The organism is Pseudomonas sp. H3_E07, from assembly GCF_054668895.1.
Genome location: NZ_CP162795.1, coordinates 914,946 through 930,250 on the forward strand (window position 1 = coordinate 914,946; position 15,305 = coordinate 930,250).

Consider the following 15,305-nt stretch of genomic DNA (forward strand, 5'->3'; position numbering starts at 1 on the left):
GGACAAGGTTTACGCCCTGCCCAGCCAATAAACCCGCTCATCAAGCCGCGTGACACCCTCCTGAACAAACTTCCAGCTCTCCCCCAGGACGTCTTGCTCTTGCAGCGTCTTCACGGTCCAGTCCGAGCCGAACAGCACCTTGACTTCATCATCCGTCACAGCAAACGGTGGCCCGGCTTTTTGCGACTGGTCGTAATCAAGGGTGATCAGCAGTCCCTGGCAACCCGAAGGCAGCAGGCGACTCAAATGCTCGGCGTACTGCGCACGCATCAGCGGCGGCAAGGCGATCAGGGCGGCGCGGTCATATAATGCGGTGCAACCGGCCAAGGCTTCGGCGTCCAGAGCGAAGAAGTCGCCGCACCACACTTCGATCAGATCAGTCTGGTACACCGTAAAGGCATCCCGCCGAGTGATACGTGGCACAAGGTTCTGTTCGCTGAAAAACGCCTCCACGGCCTGCTCCGACAGCTCCACCCCCATCACCCGCAGCCCATGACTGGCCAACCACATCAGGTCCAGGCTCTTGCCGCACAAGGGCACCAGCACCCTGGCGCCCTCGACGAGCGCCAGCTGCGACCAATGTCGTTGCAGGTAAGGGTTGACCTCGGGCAGATGAAAGCCGATCTGATTGCGCGCCCAGCGCTCCTGCCAAAACTCAGGTTCCATAGATCCTCCATAAAATTCGATCAAATGGTGCTAAAACTTATATTAGATTTAGATCAATGATCTGACTGAAGATGGGCCCATGTTAACGCTCAGGACCCCACTTATGCTCCCCAGCCTGTTTATCTCCCACGGTTCGCCCATGCTTGCCCTGCAACCCGGTGCCAGCGGCCCGGCCCTGCAGCGTCTTGCTGCCGAGTTGCCACGCCCGAAGGCCATCGTGGTGGTGTCGGCGCACTGGGAAAGCGACGAACTCCTGGTCAGCGGCAGCGCCACGCCTGAAACCTGGCACGACTTCGGCGGATTCCCTCGCGAATTGTTTGCCGTGCAGTACCCGGCGCCGGGCGACCCGCAACTGGCCGGTAGGATTGTCGAGTTGCTGAAGGCCGACGGTCTGAATGCCCGCACCGATGACCGTCGTCCATTCGACCACGGCACCTGGGTGCCGCTGTCGCTGATGTACCCAACGGCCGATATCCCGGTGGTACAGGTGTCCCTGCCCAGCCGCATGGGCCCTGTTCTGCAGACCCGTGTCGGGCATGCCCTTGCCAGCCTGCGTGAGCACAGCGTACTGCTGATCGGTTCGGGCAGCATCACCCACAACCTGGGCGAGTTGGACTGGCATGCAGGGCCTGAAAGCATCGAGCCATGGGCGCGAGACTTCCGGGACTGGGTGGTCGATAAGCTGGCAGCCGACGATGAAGCCGCCCTGCACGACTATCGGCGCCAGGCGCCGAATGCCGTACGCAGCCATCCCAGTGACGAGCACCTGCTGCCGCTGTACTTCGCACGTGGCGCTGGGGGTGATTTCAGCATCGCGCACCAAGGCTTCACTATGGGCGCGTTGGGCATGGACATCTACCGCTTCGGCTAACGCCCCTTGCCGTCGCCTACAGGCGAATTTCAGCCAAAAAAAATCCCCGAACCAGTCGGGGATTTTTTATGTGCGATCAATCAGCCCAGGGGCGGATCAATCTTCGCGGTAGCGACGCAGCTTCAGCTGCTTACCGGCAACGCGAGTGTCTTTCAGCTTGGCCAGCAGTTTTTCCAGACCGTCTTCCGGCAGCTCCACCAGGGAGAAGCTGTCACGAACCTGGATGCGACCGATGGCTTCACGTGCCAGGCCACCCTCATTGAGGATAGCGCCCAGCAGGTTCTTGGCAGCGATACCATCACGCGCGCCCAGCGCGGTACGGCAACGAGCACGGCCTTCAGCCAATGGCACTGGAGCACGACGCTCGCGATCACCACGGTCTGGACGGTCGCCGGAACGCTCTGGACGATCACCGCGCGGAGCGCTGTTCGGCACCAGTGGACGTTCTTTCTCGATAGCTGCCAGGGTCAAGGCTTGACCATTGGTCGCCTTGCGCAGCAGGGCTGCAGCCAGGGCACGCGGGGTGCAACCGATATCGGCGGTCAGGCGGTCCAGCAGGTCGCCGTGAGTCGATTCAGCGTCAGCCACCAGTGGCGACAGGCTGTTGGTCAGTTTCTTGATGCGAGCATCCAGAACGGCTTGGGCATCCGGCAGGCGGACTTCGGCAACTTTCTGACCGGTTACACGCTCGATCACTTGCAGCATGCGGCGCTCACGTGGAGTCACCAGCAGCAGTGCACGACCTTCGCGACCGGCACGGCCAGTACGGCCGATACGGTGAACGTAGGACTCTGGGTCGTACGGCATGTCAACGTTGAACACGTGGGTGATACGTGGAACGTCGAGGCCACGGGCGGCAACGTCGGTCGCCACAACGATGTCCAGACGGCCATCCTTGAGAGAGTCGATCACGCGCTCACGTTGGTTCTGGGCGATGTCACCGTTCAGCGCAGCGGCTTTGTAGCCTTTGGCTTCCAGGGCACTGGCCAGGTCCAGGGTCGCTTGCTTGGTGCGCACGAACATGATCAGGGCGTCGAAGTCTTCGACTTCCAGCAGGCTCAATACAGCCGAGGTCTTCTGGTCAGCGTGAACCAACAGGTGAGCCTGTTCGATCGCGGTAACGGTCTGAGTCTTGGTCTGGATCTTCACGTGCTCTGGATCGCGCAGGTGACGCTCGGCAATGGCACGGATCGACTGCGGCAGGGTGGCCGAGAACAGAACGGTCTGACGGGTCGGTGGCAGCGCCTTGAAGATGACTTCCAGGTCATCCATGAAGCCCAGCTTCAACATTTCGTCAGCTTCGTCCAGAACCAGGTGGTTCACGGTCGACAGGACTTTCTCGTCACGACGCAGGTGGTCGCACAGACGGCCCGGCGTGGCGACAACGATCTGTGCGCCATTACGGATTGCTTTCAGTTGTGGGCCCATAGGCGCGCCGCCGTAAACGGCCACAACGGTTACGCCCGGCATTTGCTTGGCGTAGGTTTCAAAAGCGGTTGCTACTTGCAGCGCCAACTCACGGGTTGGCGCCAGGATCAGGGCTTGCGGTTCGCGCTTGGCAGGATCGATGCAATGCAGGATAGGCAAAGCGAACGCGGCGGTTTTGCCGGTACCGGTTTGCGCCTGGCCGATCATGTCCTTGCCGGCCATGATGATCGGGATCGATTGCTGCTGAATCGCCGAAGGCTCTTCGTAGCCGGTCGCTGCGACGGCTGCAAGAATATTCGGGTTAAGATTAAAAGCGGCGAAGCCGCCGGTTTCCTGGGTCATGGGTCTGCCTCTAAGTGCATCCGCAAAGACCCATGCTCCAAAGCTGCGCATGCCGTGTTGAGACTCAAGAGTCGCCCTGGCTGCTTTGTCGGCGGGGATTTGCGAAAACGAATGAATGAAAAAGATTCGTCAAGGGAGAGTCCGCTGTGCGGACGTGCAGCCGAAGCTGACTTCGGGGAATTGCGCTACCTAAACGCGGCCCGGTTAAAGGCCGGCGCGCACTATACCGGAAATAGCTGAAAAAGGGAGCTTTTTTTATCGCAAAGCACCGACAAACCGCGCTGTGTCACAGCCTTTGCAGATAACACCGGCAAGGTCTATTTTTCAAAGGCCCGGCCCTGCTGGTCATAACACTTAAACGTTTCACCTTACCTTTCGGCCCCTTTGGTCCGAAATCCTTCCCTGCGCCCGAGGGCACACCCATGAATCAAGCCAGTAGCAGCCGCGTCAGCCGTGAACTCCAGGGTCATGTCTTGCTTTTAGGCCTGGACCGGGTGGCCAAACGCAACGCGTTCGATCTGGATCTGCTCAATGAGCTGAGCCTGGCGTATGGCGAATTTGATCGAAACACCGACGCGCGGGTCGCCGTGGTGTTCGCCCATGGCGATCACTTCACCGCCGGGCTCGATCTGGCCAATGTCAGTGGGGTGATGGCCGGTGGCTGGCAGCCGCCCTTGGGCGGTTGCGATCCCTGGGGCGTGTTTGCCGGCCCACGCGTGAGCAAACCGGTGATCGTCGCGGCCCAGGGTTACTGCCTGACTATCGGGATAGAGCTGATGCTGGCTGCAGATATCAACCTCTGCGCCAGCAATACGCGCTTTGCGCAGATGGAAGTTCAGCGTGGGATCTTTCCGTTTGGCGGCGCGACGTTGCGCTTTCATCAGATTGCCGGCTGGGGCAACGCCATGCGCTGGCTGTTGACCGGCGATGAGTTCGACGCCCATGACGCCCTGCGCCTGGGCCTGGTGCAGGAAGTGATGGCCAGCGAAGACCTGCTGCCCCGCGCCGTCGAACTGGCCAACCGTATCGCCCGCCAGGCACCTCTGGGCGTACAGGCCACGTTGATGTCGGCACGGCTGGCGCGGGTGGAAGGCGAGACCGTGGCGGCTGCGGCTTTGCCGCCGATGGTGGATAAACTGCTCAACAGCGAGGATGCCAAGGAAGGCGTACGAGCGATGATCGAGAAGCGCCCTGGGGTGTTCAAGGGTATTTGAACGGGCAGTACCGGCCTCTTCGCGGGCAAGCCCGCTCCCACAGGGGAATGCATTTCAACAGGGAAATGCGGTCAAAATGTGGGAGCAGGCTTGCCGGCGATGGCATCGTTACAGGCGACTAGGTTGCGGGACGAATCGCCTTGATCAACGGCTGCAACGAGTATCCCAACCGCGGCGCCAACGCTTCGGCACGCGCCGAAAGCGCACCCAGGTCCAATACCTGATCCAGCTCCGACGGCACCAGCAGAATCACATTGCCCTCCTTCACCGGCAGTTCCCAGTAATGCCGGTGGTACAAGCCACGCAACAACGCCGCCCCCAGGGGTTTGCCATCGTCGGTGGCCCACTGGTTGATCACCAGCCAACCACCGGGATTGAGTTTTTTCTGGCAGTTTTCCAGGAAGGTCCAGGCCAGGTGCCCGACACCGGGGCCGACGTCGGTATAGAGGTCAACAAAGATCAAGTCGGCCGCTTCGGCGCTGTCGAGCAATTGCAGGGCATCGCCAATGCGAATATACAGCCGCGGGTCGTCGTCCAGCCCCAAGTACTCGATGGCCAGGCGCGGCACATCGGGGCGCAGCTCGATGGCTTCCACGTCTTCCAGCGGCAGGAACTTGAGACAGGCCTGGGTCAGCGTGCCGGCGCCCAACCCAAGGAACAGCGCGCTTTCCGGTTGCTCATGGCACAACGCGCCGATCAACATGGCGCGGGTGTAGTCGTACTCCAGCCAGCTGGGGTCGGCGGTAAATACGCAGCTCTGTTCGATGGCATCTCCGAATTCCAGAAACCGGTAATCCGCCACTTCGAGCACACGGATCATGCCGAAATCATCATGGACTTCGGCCAGCAGGCGCTCGACACGCTCCTCGGTCATCACTACTCCTAACGGTTTACCGCACGGCAAAGGCGCGATTGTCGGCCAACCGGCGGCAACAGGTCACGCACTAATTGCTGATAACATTGGCGCCCGATCTCTAATCAGCCAATCGAGTTCATGATGAGCCAACCCTGGAGCCCCGACAGCTGGCGCGCCCTGCCGATCCAGCAACAACCCCAGTACCCGGACGCTGCGCACTTGCTGCAAGTAGAGCAGAACCTGGCCAGCTACCCGCCACTGGTGTTTGCCGGGGAAGCCCGCGAGTTGCGTCGCCAGTTTGCCGAGGTGACCCAGGGCCGCGCATTCCTGCTGCAAGGCGGCGATTGCGCCGAGAGTTTTGCCGAGTTCTCCGCCGCGAAAATCCGCGACACCTTCAAGGTACTGCTGCAGATGGCCATCGTGATGACCTTCGCCGCCGGTTGCCCGGTGGTCAAGGTCGGGCGCATGGCTGGCCAGTTCGCCAAGCCGCGCTCGGCCAACGATGAAACCATCGACGGCATCACCCTGCCCGCTTACCGTGGCGACATCGTCAACGGTATCGGCTTCGACGAAACAAGCCGCGTGCCGGACCCGGACCGCCTGCTGCAGTCCTACCACCAGTCCACCGCCACCCTTAACCTGCTGCGCGCCTTCGCCCAGGGCGGTTTTGCCGACCTGCACCAAGTGCACAAGTGGAACCTGGACTTCATCGCCAACTCCGCGCTGGCCGAGAAATACAGCCAACTGGCCGACCGCATCGATGAGACGCTGGCCTTCATGCGCGCCTGCGGTATGGACAGCTCGCCGCAACTGCGCGAAACCAGTTTCTTCACCGCCCACGAAGCGTTGCTGCTCAACTATGAGCAAGCGTTCGTGCGCCGCGACAGCCTGACCAACGACTACTACGATTGCTCGGCGCACATGCTGTGGATCGGCGACCGCACCCGCCAACTGGATGGCGCCCACGTCGAGTTCCTGCGTGGAGTGAACAATCCGATCGGGGTCAAGGTCGGCCCGAGCATGAACCCGGATGACCTGATCCGCTTGATCGACATCCTCAACCCGGACAACGACCCCGGCCGCCTCAACCTGATCGCACGCATGGGTGCAGGCAAGGTCGGCGACCATCTGCCAGGCCTGATTCGCGCCGTGCAGCGCGAAGGCAAGCAGGTGCTGTGGAGTTCCGACCCGATGCACGGCAACACCATCAAGGCCAGCAGCGGCTACAAGACCCGCGACTTTGCGCAGATCCTGGGCGAGGTGAAGGAGTTCTTCCAGGTGCACCAGGCCGAGGGGACTTATGCCGGCGGGATTCACATCGAGATGACCGGGCAAAACGTCACCGAGTGCATCGGCGGCGCGCGGCCGATCACCGAGGATGGATTGTCGGACCGCTACCACACCCACTGCGACCCACGGATGAATGCCGATCAGTCGCTGGAATTGGCGTTTCTGATTGCCGAGACGCTTAAACAAGTCAAACGCTGAGATTTAAGTCGCCTGCACTGACGCCTTCACGAGCACGCCCGCTCCCACATTCGACGGCATTCCTACAGGATCTACGCGGTCACATGTGGGAGCGGGCTTGCTCGCGAAGAGGCCCTAAAGCCCACCCCTATCAAGCATTGCCGCCCTTAACCGGTCGGCACTCGGCCGCTGGCAATTGAGCTGCACCTGTTCCAGTCCCAGCCAACCGGCCATTTGCAACAGGTTCTGCGCCAGCGCCTGCATACCCTCATCATCGAGTCCCGACTCTTCTTCGTGCTCCGCATGCACCGCCAGGCGTCCATTGGCGCGTTCGGCGCGCAGGTCGACGCGTGCAGCGATCCGTTCGTTGTACAGAAACGGCAGCACGTAGTAGCCGTACACTCGCTTGTCTTGCGGGGTATAAATCTCCAGGCGGTATCGGAAGTCGAACAGACGCTCGGTGCGGCTGCGTTCCCAGACCAGCGAGTCGAACGGCGACAGCAGAGCGCTGGCCGGCACGTTGCGTGGCACTTTCGGGTCAGGCAGGCAGTAAGCCGGTTGCTTCCAACCTTGTACTTGGCAAACCCGCAGTTGGCCGTCTTCCACCAGTTCGGCGAGGCGAGAGCGGCTGTCGGCAGGGTCGAGACGGAAGTAATCGCGCAGGTCCTTTTCGGTGCCCACGCCCAGCGCCGTAGCGCTGTGCAGCAGCAAACCGCGCTGGGCTTGCGCCTCAGTCACAGAGGTTTGAAGGATATCGCTGGGAATGACCCGCTCTGGCAGATCGTAGAGACGTTCAAAGCCGCGTCGGCCTGCAACAGTCACCAGGCCGGCAGCAAACAGCCATTCCAGCGCGTGTTTCTCATCGCTCCAGTCCCACCAAGGACCGGCACGTTCCGCACGGGTCGACAAACTACCAGCACCCAGCGCGCCCTGCTGCTCGACGATCTGCAAAACCCGCCGGATCGTGGTCTGCTGCTCACGCCCAAAACGCGCCATCTGCGAATAAATTCCCTGCCCCTGCTGCGCCCGCGCCATGCGCCAACGCATCAACGGGTAAAGCGCCAGCGGCAACAGCGAAGCCTCATGCCCCCAGTATTCGAACAACGAACGCCGCCGGCCCTGGCTCCAGGCCGCCTGCTCAAGGAGTAAAGGGGAGTAATGACCCAAACGGGAAAACAGCGGCAGGTAATGCGAGCGCACCACGGCATTCACTGAATCGATCTGCAATACACCCAGACGCTCGATCATCCGGTTGAGATGCGCAGCCTTAATCAGTGCAGGCGCCTGGCGCCCGGAAAAACCCTGGGCCGCCAGCGCCATGCGCCGAGCTTGCTTGAGTGAAAAAGACAGGTCGGCGGGCATGGGAATCTCCGTATGGGCGCGCCACCCACCCTACTGCATCCGCGATCATTTTCGCAGCGGGTCTTGCCAGAAATGCAGCTGCCGCTCCTGCTCTACGTCGCCGCGATTGAGCCCGATATCCTTGAGCGCATCATCGCTCAAGGTTGCCAGCATCTGGCGTTCCGCATGCACCACCTGCCAACGGGCAATCTTGTGAAACAGCCCGGCAAACGGACGTTTCGCCATCAACACAAAACCTCTTTGACCTTTCATCTTCGCGCCCTCGAGTGGGGATGGCGCAAGTGTGTGCCTGGGCTTATGATCAATCCAACGAATGTTTTTTATGCAATACATCTCAGAGATTGATCAATTGTCCAGCTTTCCGAGCATCGACACAGAAGTGCTGCGCACCTTCGTCGCCATTGCCGACCAGGGTGGTTTCACCCGCGCAGGTGAATTGGTCAACCGCACCCAATCGGCGGTGAGCATGCAGATGAAGCGCCTGGAAGAAGACGTGTTGCAGCGCAAGCTGTTCGAGCGTGATGGTCGGCAGGTGCGACTGACGCCCGAGGGCCAGGTGTTGCTGGGCTATGCACGGCGCATCCTGAAACTGCACAGTGAGGTGTTCAACACCCTGCGTGAGCCGCACATGGTGGGGTTGGTGCGCATCGGCACGCCAGATGATTACGTGATGCGTTTCCTACCGGGAATTCTCAAGCAGTTTTCCAAGGCCTACCCGCTGATTCAGATCGAGATGCACTGCGAATCTTCATCAGTGCTGATGCAGCGGCGGGATTTGGCGTTGACCGTCGTCAGCCGCGAGCCAGGCAATGAAATCGGTGAGCTGTTGCGCACAGAACGCATGGTGTGGGTGGCAGCGCCGTGCTTTTGCACGGACGAGCATGATGCCCTGCCACTGGCGATGTCCGGTGTCGACTGTCTCTATACCCAGTGGGCGCGCTCAGCACTGGAGGCGGCCGGGCGGGATTATCGCCTCGCCTATCACAGCTCCAACGTGGCGGCGATCCAGGCGGTGGTCAACGCCGGCCTGGCGGTGATGGTCAGCATGGAAAGCCTGGTGACTGAAGACCTGCGGGTGCTGGGCAAGGACGAAGGCCTGCCCCCCCTGCCCTCGATGAACCTGCACTTGTTGCGCAACCCCCAGATGAATTCGCCCATCACCGACTGCCTGGCGGAATACATCATCGAAGGTTTCAGACCTTAAAGGTCAGCATCACCGCGCACACCACCAGAAAGCCGCAGAACAGGCCGCGCAGTACACGCTCCGGGAGGGCGTGGGCGACTTTCACGCCCCAACTGATACTGAGCAAACCGCCGATGGCCAAGGGGACGCCGATCATCCAGTCCACTTCCTGGTGCCAGGCGTAGGTGACCAGAGTTACACCGGTACTCGGCAGTGCCAGGGCCAGGGACAGGCCTTGGGCAACCACCTGGCTAGTGCCGAACACACTGGTCAGCACCGGCGTGGCAACCACTGCGCCACCCACACCGAATAAACCGCCCATGGAACCGGATGCCGCACCCAGCACCCCGAGCCACGGCCAGGAGTAACGCATCTGCGCCGTCGGCGGTGCGTTGCGGGTGAACATGCGCACCAGGTTGTAGGCCGAGAGCGTCAGCAGGAAGGCAATAAAGCCGATGCGCATGGCGCCCGCATCCAGGCCCACGGCCCAGATCGAACCGAGCCAGGCGAAACTGAAACCCATCACGCCCAACGGCAACGCATGGCGCAGTTCAATGCGGTTGCGCTGGTGGTAGCGCCACAGCGCTAGCATCACATTGGGCACGACCATCACCAGTGCCGTGCCCTGGGCCAGTTGCTGATCCAGGCCGAACAACACGCCCAGCACCGGGATCGCGATCAGCCCGCCGCCAATGCCGAACAGCCCACCCACTGTGCCGAGGGCCGCGCCCAATACCAGGTACATCATTAAATCCAACACAGCTTGTCACTCCGCAATCACAGGCCTTGCATCCTACGCAGTCGACTCTGGCGCGGAAACGCACAGCAACGCACAATGGCTGTGCCAATCTCGCATAAGCATTCGTTTGATGAACCCCAATACTCTGACTGATCAACTGAGCCTGTTTCTCGATGTGTTGGAAACCGGCAGTTTTTCCGCGGCAGCACGCCGTCATCCCTTGACGCCCTCCGCGGTGGCGCGGCGGATCGACAGCCTGGAAAGCTCGGTGGGCAGCCGCCTATTCCAGCGCAGCACCCACGCGGTAGTGCCGACCCCGGCGGGTGTGGCGTTTGCCGAGCGGGCGCGGCGGATCGTCAGCGAGTTGCAATTAGCACGGGCCGAAGCCGTGTCGTTGAGCCATGCGCCGGAGGGTCTGATTCGGGTGGATGCGCCAGCGGCGTTCGGTCGACGGCACCTGGCGCCGGTGATTGCGGACTTCCTGAATGTCTACCCAGGGCTGGATGTGCACCTGCATCTGATCGACAGTTTTGTGGACATGCAGGGCGCGCACCTGGGCAAGGTTGACCTGGTACTGCGCGCCGGGCATATCGTCGACACGCGGTTGATCGCTACCCCACTGGCGAGCATCGTGCGCGTCGCCTGTGCCAGCCCGGCCTATCTGAAGAGCCGAGGCATGCCGAACCACCCTCAGGAGCTGAGCGAACACGACGGGCTGGACTGGGATGGCCTGGCGCCAACATTCGCCTGGCGATTCGAGCTGGATGGGCGCCGTGCTACCTATCGCCCACGTCGCATCCGCATGAGTGCAAATAACGCCGAAGCCTTGCTGTCCGGTGCCCTGGCCGGACTGGGCATTGCCCACCTGCCCACCTGGCTGGCCAGTGAATACCTGGTGCGCGGCGAACTGCTGCCATTGTTTTGCGAAAATGGCCTGCCCAGCCCCGAAACCACCGGGATCTATGCACTACGCCTGGAACAGCAACCCAACGCACGCAGCCGCTTGTTGCTGGAATACCTCAAAACCCGCTTCAGCCCCGTGCCGCCGTGGGACCTGGCATTGCAAAGTGGCTTGGTCTGACCGCTCGGACAGAATTATCTGGCGCATTAAAGATTTGCCCGCTAGATTCCAGCCCAGAGACGTTTTCCGGAGGCAACGCCATGAGCAAAAATCCCGATCCTTGCGAATCCCTGATGCTGGATAACCAGCTGTGCTTCGCCCTGCACTCGACCTCGCTGCTGATGACCAAGGTCTACAAGCCACTGCTGCAAGCGCTGGGCCTGACCTACCCGCAGTACCTGGCAATGATGGTGTTGTGGGAAGAGGATGGTTTGACCGTCGGCGAAATCAGCAGTCGCCTGCTGACTGATCCGGGCTCGCTGACACCGCTGCTCAAGCGCCTGGAAGTCGAAGGCCTGCTCAGCCGTACCCGCAGCCGCGAAGATGAACGCGTGGTGGTCGTGGAATTGACCGCCGCCGGCCGCGCCCTGCAAGACCGGGCCATGGGAATTCCCCACTGCATCCTCGGTGCAAGCGGCCTGGAGTTGGACCAATTGCGTAAGTTGCAGGGCGACCTGATTGCGTTGCGCGCTAACCTGCAAGCCAGCATTTAAACCCCTTCCCCTTCAAGGGCGTCGACTCCGCTGCGCCCGCAGACAACGACCGTTCGTCCCGCCCTCTGAATAATTTTATAAATTTATCTTGCGCGCAAAACATTGGCGCTATACATTCTCCTCACCAACTACTTAGCGCGCAAACATTTAGCGCTAAAACAAAGAGGAAAACGCCATGCAAACGCTCTATACCGCAGTAGCTACCGCCACCGGCGGCCGTGATGGCCGTGCTGTTTCCAACGACAACATCCTCGACGTCAAACTCTCCACCCCTAAAGAACTGGGTGGCGCCGGCGGCCAGGCCACCAACCCTGAGCAACTGTTCGCTGCCGGCTACTCGGCCTGCTTCATCGGCGCCCTGAAATTCGTCGCCAGCCAGACAAAACGCAAAATCCCGGATGACGCCTCGATCACCGCCCACGTCGGTATCGGCCAGATTCCTGGTGGTTTCGGCCTGGATATCGACCTGCACATCAGCCTGCCGGGCCTGGCTCAAGACGACGCGCAAAGCCTGGTCGACGCCGCTCACCAAGTCTGCCCGTACTCCAACGCCACCCGTGGCAACGTTGATGTACGCCTGCACGTGACTGTCTAAATGACCTCGGCCGCCCCTGGAGAACGCAATGAACACAATTGGTAAAGCACTCACCGGCACCCTGCTCGCCTTGTCCATCACCAACGCCTTTGCTGCGTCAGGTGAAGTCGAACACTCCACCCAAGCTTTTCTGGACGTGTTGAACGCCGGCACCGGCAAACCGATGGAACAACTGACGCCAAAGGACGCCCGTGCCGTACTGACCGGCGCCCAGGCCGGTGTGAAGCTGACCTTGCCCAAAGCGGATGTGAGCCAGAAGACCATCCAGGTCGATGGCAAGCCGCTGGACCTGACCATCGTGCGTCCGGCCGGGGTCAAGGGCACATTGCCGGTGTTCATGTTCTTCCACGGCGGCGGCTGGGTGCTTGGGGACTATCCGACCCATGAACGCCTGGTGCGGGATCTGGTGGTGGGTTCGGGGGCGGTGGCGGTGTTCGTCAACTACACACCTTCGCCGGAAGCGCACTACCCGGTGGCGATCAACCAAGCCTACGGCGCGACAAAATGGGTGGCCGAGCACGGCCAAGAGATCAACGTCGATGGCAAGCGCCTGGCGGTAGCGGGCAACAGTGTCGGCGGTAATATGGCGGCAGTGGTCAGCCTGATGGCCAAGGACAAGGGCACACCGGCGATCAAGTTCCAAGTGCTGTTATGGCCGGTGACCGACGCCAATTTCGACACAGGGTCCTATAACCAATACGCCGAAGGGCACTTCCTCACCCGCAACATGATGAAGTGGTTCTGGGACAACTACACCACCGACGCCAACCAGCGCGCCGAGATCTACGCCTCGCCGCTGCGGGCGACCATTGACCAGCTGAAAGGCTTGCCGCCGGCGCTGATTCAAACAGCCGGCGCCGACGTGTTACGCGATGAAGGCGAAGCCTATGCCCGCAAGCTGGACGCAGCCGGTGTAGCGGTCACCACCGTACGTTACAACGGCATGATCCACGACTACGGTTTGCTCAACGTGGTCAGCCAAGTCCCAGCAGTCCGCTCCGCGCTGCTCCAGGCCTCGGATGAACTGAAGCAACACTTGAAGTAAAACGTAACGCGCATAAAAAAGCCCGACGCATGGTCGGGCTTTTTTCGTATCGGCAGGGCCAGAATTACTTCTTGGCGCGACCTTTGTACGAACCACCTTCGCGGGTGTCGATTTCGATCAGGTCGTCGATTTCGATGAAATCGGCCACTTGCAGTTCGGTACCGTTGCTCAGCTTGGCAGGCTTCATCACCTTGCCCGAAGTGTCGCCGCGAGCGGAACCTTCGGTGTATGCCACTTTACGCACGATAGTGGTCGGCAGCTCTACGGAAACCAGGCGCTCTTCGAAGAAAATAGCTTCGCAGACGTCTTCCATGCCTTCTTCGATGAACGGCAGAACGGCTTCGATATCTTCAGCGTTCAGCTCGTACATGGTGTAGTCAGTGGTGTCCATGAACGTGTAGGTGTCGCCGCTGATGAAGGACAGGGTCGCTTCTTTGCGGTCGAGGATTACGTCGTCCAGTTTGTCATCGGCGCTGTAGACGATCTCGGTCTTGTAACCGGTCAGCAGGTTCTTCAGCTTGGTCTTCATGATTGCGCTGTTACGACCAGACTTGGTGAACTCAGCTTTCTGAACCAGCCAAGGGTCGTTTTCGAGACGGATCACTGTACCGGGTTTCAGTTCTTTACCAGTTTTCATTGCATATATCCGAAATTTGGATGGGATTTACAAAATTCAAGGTGGCGTATCATATCCAACTTTCATAAAACTTCACCAGCGCCGTCGCAAGATCGGCTTGCAAACCCTGTTCCAGACACCATGTTTCGGCGCGCTGGCTCACCTCCGGCCAGTGCTCCAGCAGCATTTTCCACGGTTGAGCCATATCGGCCTCCGTGTTCCAGGCTTGCCAGAGACCGATCAACGCCGCGCTTGCCGCCGCTGATAAGTCGGCGGTGTACAGCTCCAGGAAGGCGTCGAGCTTGTCGAGATGGATGTCTTCGTCCTGACGGTAGATGTGCCACAACAACGGCCGCCCGGCCCATTGGGCGCGCACGAACGAGTCTTCGCCGCGCACGGCATTGAAGTCGCAGCACCACAGTAGACGGTCGTATTGTCCCTGGCGCACGAACGCGATGACCTGCACCGTCAGCGATCCGCGTTGCTGGATATCGCCCGCGACCAGCCGTTCCACATCGAGCCAGCGCTGCACGTCGCCCAGAATACGCCCCTCCGGAACCAGCAGATGAGTGGCACGCCCGTCCGTCGATAACACGTCGAGCCAGCTGGCGAGGCCAGCATTTTCGTAGGCGAACAGAGAGATCAGCCGCGCATCGACTGCGGGAACTATGCCCAAGGCTTGTAGGAAGTCTCGTTGTGCACCGGCATCCTGCTGAAACGCATTACGTTGTTCCAGCAACCGCGCCTCACGCAATAACCCGCCAGTGCCGGTGCGGAACCCGGGAAAGAAGAAGTACTTCTGCACGCCCTTGAATTTCACCGATGGCAGCCGATGACAGCCCACCACCCACTCTTCAGCACTCAGGTAATCCAGGTTCATCCACAACGGCGTACGTTCGCGTTCAGCCATGGCTTCCATATAGTCGGGCGGTAACTGGCAGGCGAACGCGGCGATCACCACATCCGCTGCCGGTACACTCACCCACTCGGCCGGCCAATGGCGCACTTCGACGCCTTCCTGCCATTGCAGGTCTTGCTCCACATCGATGTCCGGACACATGCGTTCGAACGCGCGCAGGTCGTCGACCCACAAGCGCACATCGCAGGCGTGCTCCGCGACCAATTGCCGGGCCAGGCGCCAGGTCACGCCGATGTCGCCGTAGTTGTCGACGACACTACAAAAAATATCCCAGCGGTCTTTCATTCCGGGCTCCAACGCTCAAAGGCTCGATTGTCCGCATAAATGCGCGGATGCAGAAGACTTGATCGCGATTATTCTGCACGGTGGCTGTGCGACAATTGCCGCC

16 protein-coding genes are annotated in these 15,305 nt (G+C 60.6%); 8 read left to right on the forward strand and 8 right to left on the reverse strand.

Annotated features, from left to right (window positions below; genetic code table 11):
- Positions 1-9 precede the first annotated feature (9 nt).
- On the reverse strand, positions 10-666 hold the full coding sequence (locus AB4O08_RS04115) for a thiopurine S-methyltransferase (protein WP_010211839.1): 657 nt from the start codon (positions 664-666) through the stop codon (positions 10-12).
- A gap of 103 nt (positions 667-769) precedes the next feature.
- Here AB4O08_RS04115 and AB4O08_RS04120 point away from each other — a divergent pair, with 103 nt between their 5' ends.
- Positions 770-1,537 carry a DODA-type extradiol aromatic ring-opening family dioxygenase gene (locus AB4O08_RS04120; RefSeq protein WP_154846904.1) on the forward strand — a complete coding sequence of 256 codons (768 nt, stop codon included), beginning with the start codon at positions 770-772 and terminating at the stop codon, positions 1,535-1,537.
- Between the two features lie 96 nt (positions 1,538-1,633).
- On the opposite strand, the gene AB4O08_RS04125 is transcribed toward AB4O08_RS04120, so the two are convergent.
- Positions 1,634-3,307, reverse strand: a complete 1,674-nt coding sequence (locus AB4O08_RS04125) for a DEAD/DEAH box helicase (RefSeq protein WP_010211841.1) — start codon at positions 3,305-3,307, stop codon at positions 1,634-1,636.
- Between the two features lie 422 nt (positions 3,308-3,729).
- On the opposite strand from AB4O08_RS04125, the gene AB4O08_RS04130 reads away from it, so the two are divergent.
- Positions 3,730-4,521 carry a crotonase/enoyl-CoA hydratase family protein gene (locus AB4O08_RS04130; protein ID WP_045792378.1) on the forward strand — a complete coding sequence of 264 codons (792 nt, stop codon included), beginning with the start codon at positions 3,730-3,732 and terminating at the stop codon, positions 4,519-4,521.
- A 118-nt stretch (positions 4,522-4,639) separates the two neighbouring features.
- Here the strand turns inward: AB4O08_RS04130 and AB4O08_RS04135 are convergent, their stop codons facing one another.
- Positions 4,640-5,395 carry a spermidine synthase gene (locus AB4O08_RS04135; RefSeq protein ID WP_010211844.1) on the reverse strand — a complete coding sequence of 252 codons (756 nt, stop codon included), beginning with the start codon at positions 5,393-5,395 and terminating at the stop codon, positions 4,640-4,642.
- 123 nt (positions 5,396-5,518) lie between these two features.
- On the opposite strand from AB4O08_RS04135, the gene AB4O08_RS04140 reads away from it, so the two are divergent.
- Positions 5,519-6,865 (forward strand): class II 3-deoxy-7-phosphoheptulonate synthase, encoded by a 1,347-nt coding sequence (locus AB4O08_RS04140; protein ID WP_010211845.1) that lies wholly within the window; start codon positions 5,519-5,521, stop codon positions 6,863-6,865.
- A 114-nt stretch (positions 6,866-6,979) separates the two neighbouring features.
- Here AB4O08_RS04140 and AB4O08_RS04145 read toward each other — a convergent pair whose 3' ends face one another.
- Complete coding sequence (locus AB4O08_RS04145) at positions 6,980-8,206, reverse strand: winged helix-turn-helix domain-containing protein (protein ID WP_460114717.1); 1,227 nt, start codon at positions 8,204-8,206, stop codon at positions 6,980-6,982.
- A gap of 45 nt (positions 8,207-8,251) precedes the next feature.
- Positions 8,252-8,458, reverse strand: a complete 207-nt coding sequence (locus tag AB4O08_RS04150) for a DUF1127 domain-containing protein (RefSeq protein WP_010211847.1) — start codon at positions 8,456-8,458, stop codon at positions 8,252-8,254.
- Positions 8,459-8,528: 70 nt separating this feature from the next.
- On the opposite strand from AB4O08_RS04150, the gene AB4O08_RS04155 reads away from it, so the two are divergent.
- Positions 8,529-9,410 (forward strand): LysR family transcriptional regulator, encoded by an 882-nt coding sequence (locus AB4O08_RS04155; RefSeq protein WP_032882913.1) that lies wholly within the window; start codon positions 8,529-8,531, stop codon positions 9,408-9,410.
- Here the strand turns inward: AB4O08_RS04155 and AB4O08_RS04160 are convergent.
- The gene (locus AB4O08_RS04160; RefSeq protein WP_010211849.1) at positions 9,400-10,149 is read right to left on the reverse strand and encodes a sulfite exporter TauE/SafE family protein; all 750 of its coding nucleotides are present in this window, start codon (positions 10,147-10,149) and stop codon (positions 9,400-9,402) included. The two genes, AB4O08_RS04155 and AB4O08_RS04160, sit on opposite strands and share 11 nt — an antisense overlap.
- 109 nt (positions 10,150-10,258) lie before the next feature.
- Here AB4O08_RS04160 and AB4O08_RS04165 point away from each other — a divergent pair, with 109 nt between their 5' ends.
- From AB4O08_RS04165 to AB4O08_RS04180, 4 genes are all read left to right on the forward strand, one after another.
- Positions 10,259-11,209, forward strand: coding sequence for a LysR family transcriptional regulator (locus AB4O08_RS04165; RefSeq protein WP_021492244.1), 951 nt, complete (start codon positions 10,259-10,261; stop codon positions 11,207-11,209).
- Between the two features lie 80 nt (positions 11,210-11,289).
- Positions 11,290-11,742 carry a MarR family winged helix-turn-helix transcriptional regulator gene (locus tag AB4O08_RS04170; protein ID WP_010211851.1) on the forward strand — a complete coding sequence of 151 codons (453 nt, stop codon included), beginning with the start codon at positions 11,290-11,292 and terminating at the stop codon, positions 11,740-11,742.
- A gap of 175 nt (positions 11,743-11,917) precedes the next feature.
- On the forward strand, positions 11,918-12,337 hold the full coding sequence (locus AB4O08_RS04175) for an organic hydroperoxide resistance protein (RefSeq protein WP_010211852.1): 420 nt from the start codon (positions 11,918-11,920) through the stop codon (positions 12,335-12,337).
- A gap of 28 nt (positions 12,338-12,365) precedes the next feature.
- A complete protein-coding gene (locus AB4O08_RS04180; protein ID WP_236267178.1) occupies positions 12,366-13,382 on the forward strand; it encodes an alpha/beta hydrolase in 1,017 nt (338 codons plus the stop codon).
- A gap of 64 nt (positions 13,383-13,446) precedes the next feature.
- On the opposite strand, the gene AB4O08_RS04185 is transcribed toward AB4O08_RS04180, so the two are convergent.
- Together AB4O08_RS04185 and earP are read right to left on the reverse strand one after the other, a co-directional pair.
- Positions 13,447-14,019 carry an elongation factor P gene (locus AB4O08_RS04185; protein ID WP_003172723.1) on the reverse strand — a complete coding sequence of 191 codons (573 nt, stop codon included), beginning with the start codon at positions 14,017-14,019 and terminating at the stop codon, positions 13,447-13,449.
- A 49-nt stretch (positions 14,020-14,068) separates the two neighbouring features.
- Positions 14,069-15,202: an elongation factor P maturation arginine rhamnosyltransferase EarP gene (gene earP, locus AB4O08_RS04190; RefSeq protein ID WP_236267177.1), complete on the reverse strand. Its 1,134-nt coding sequence runs from the start codon at positions 15,200-15,202 to the stop codon at positions 14,069-14,071.
- Between the last annotated feature and the right edge of the window lie 103 nt (positions 15,203-15,305).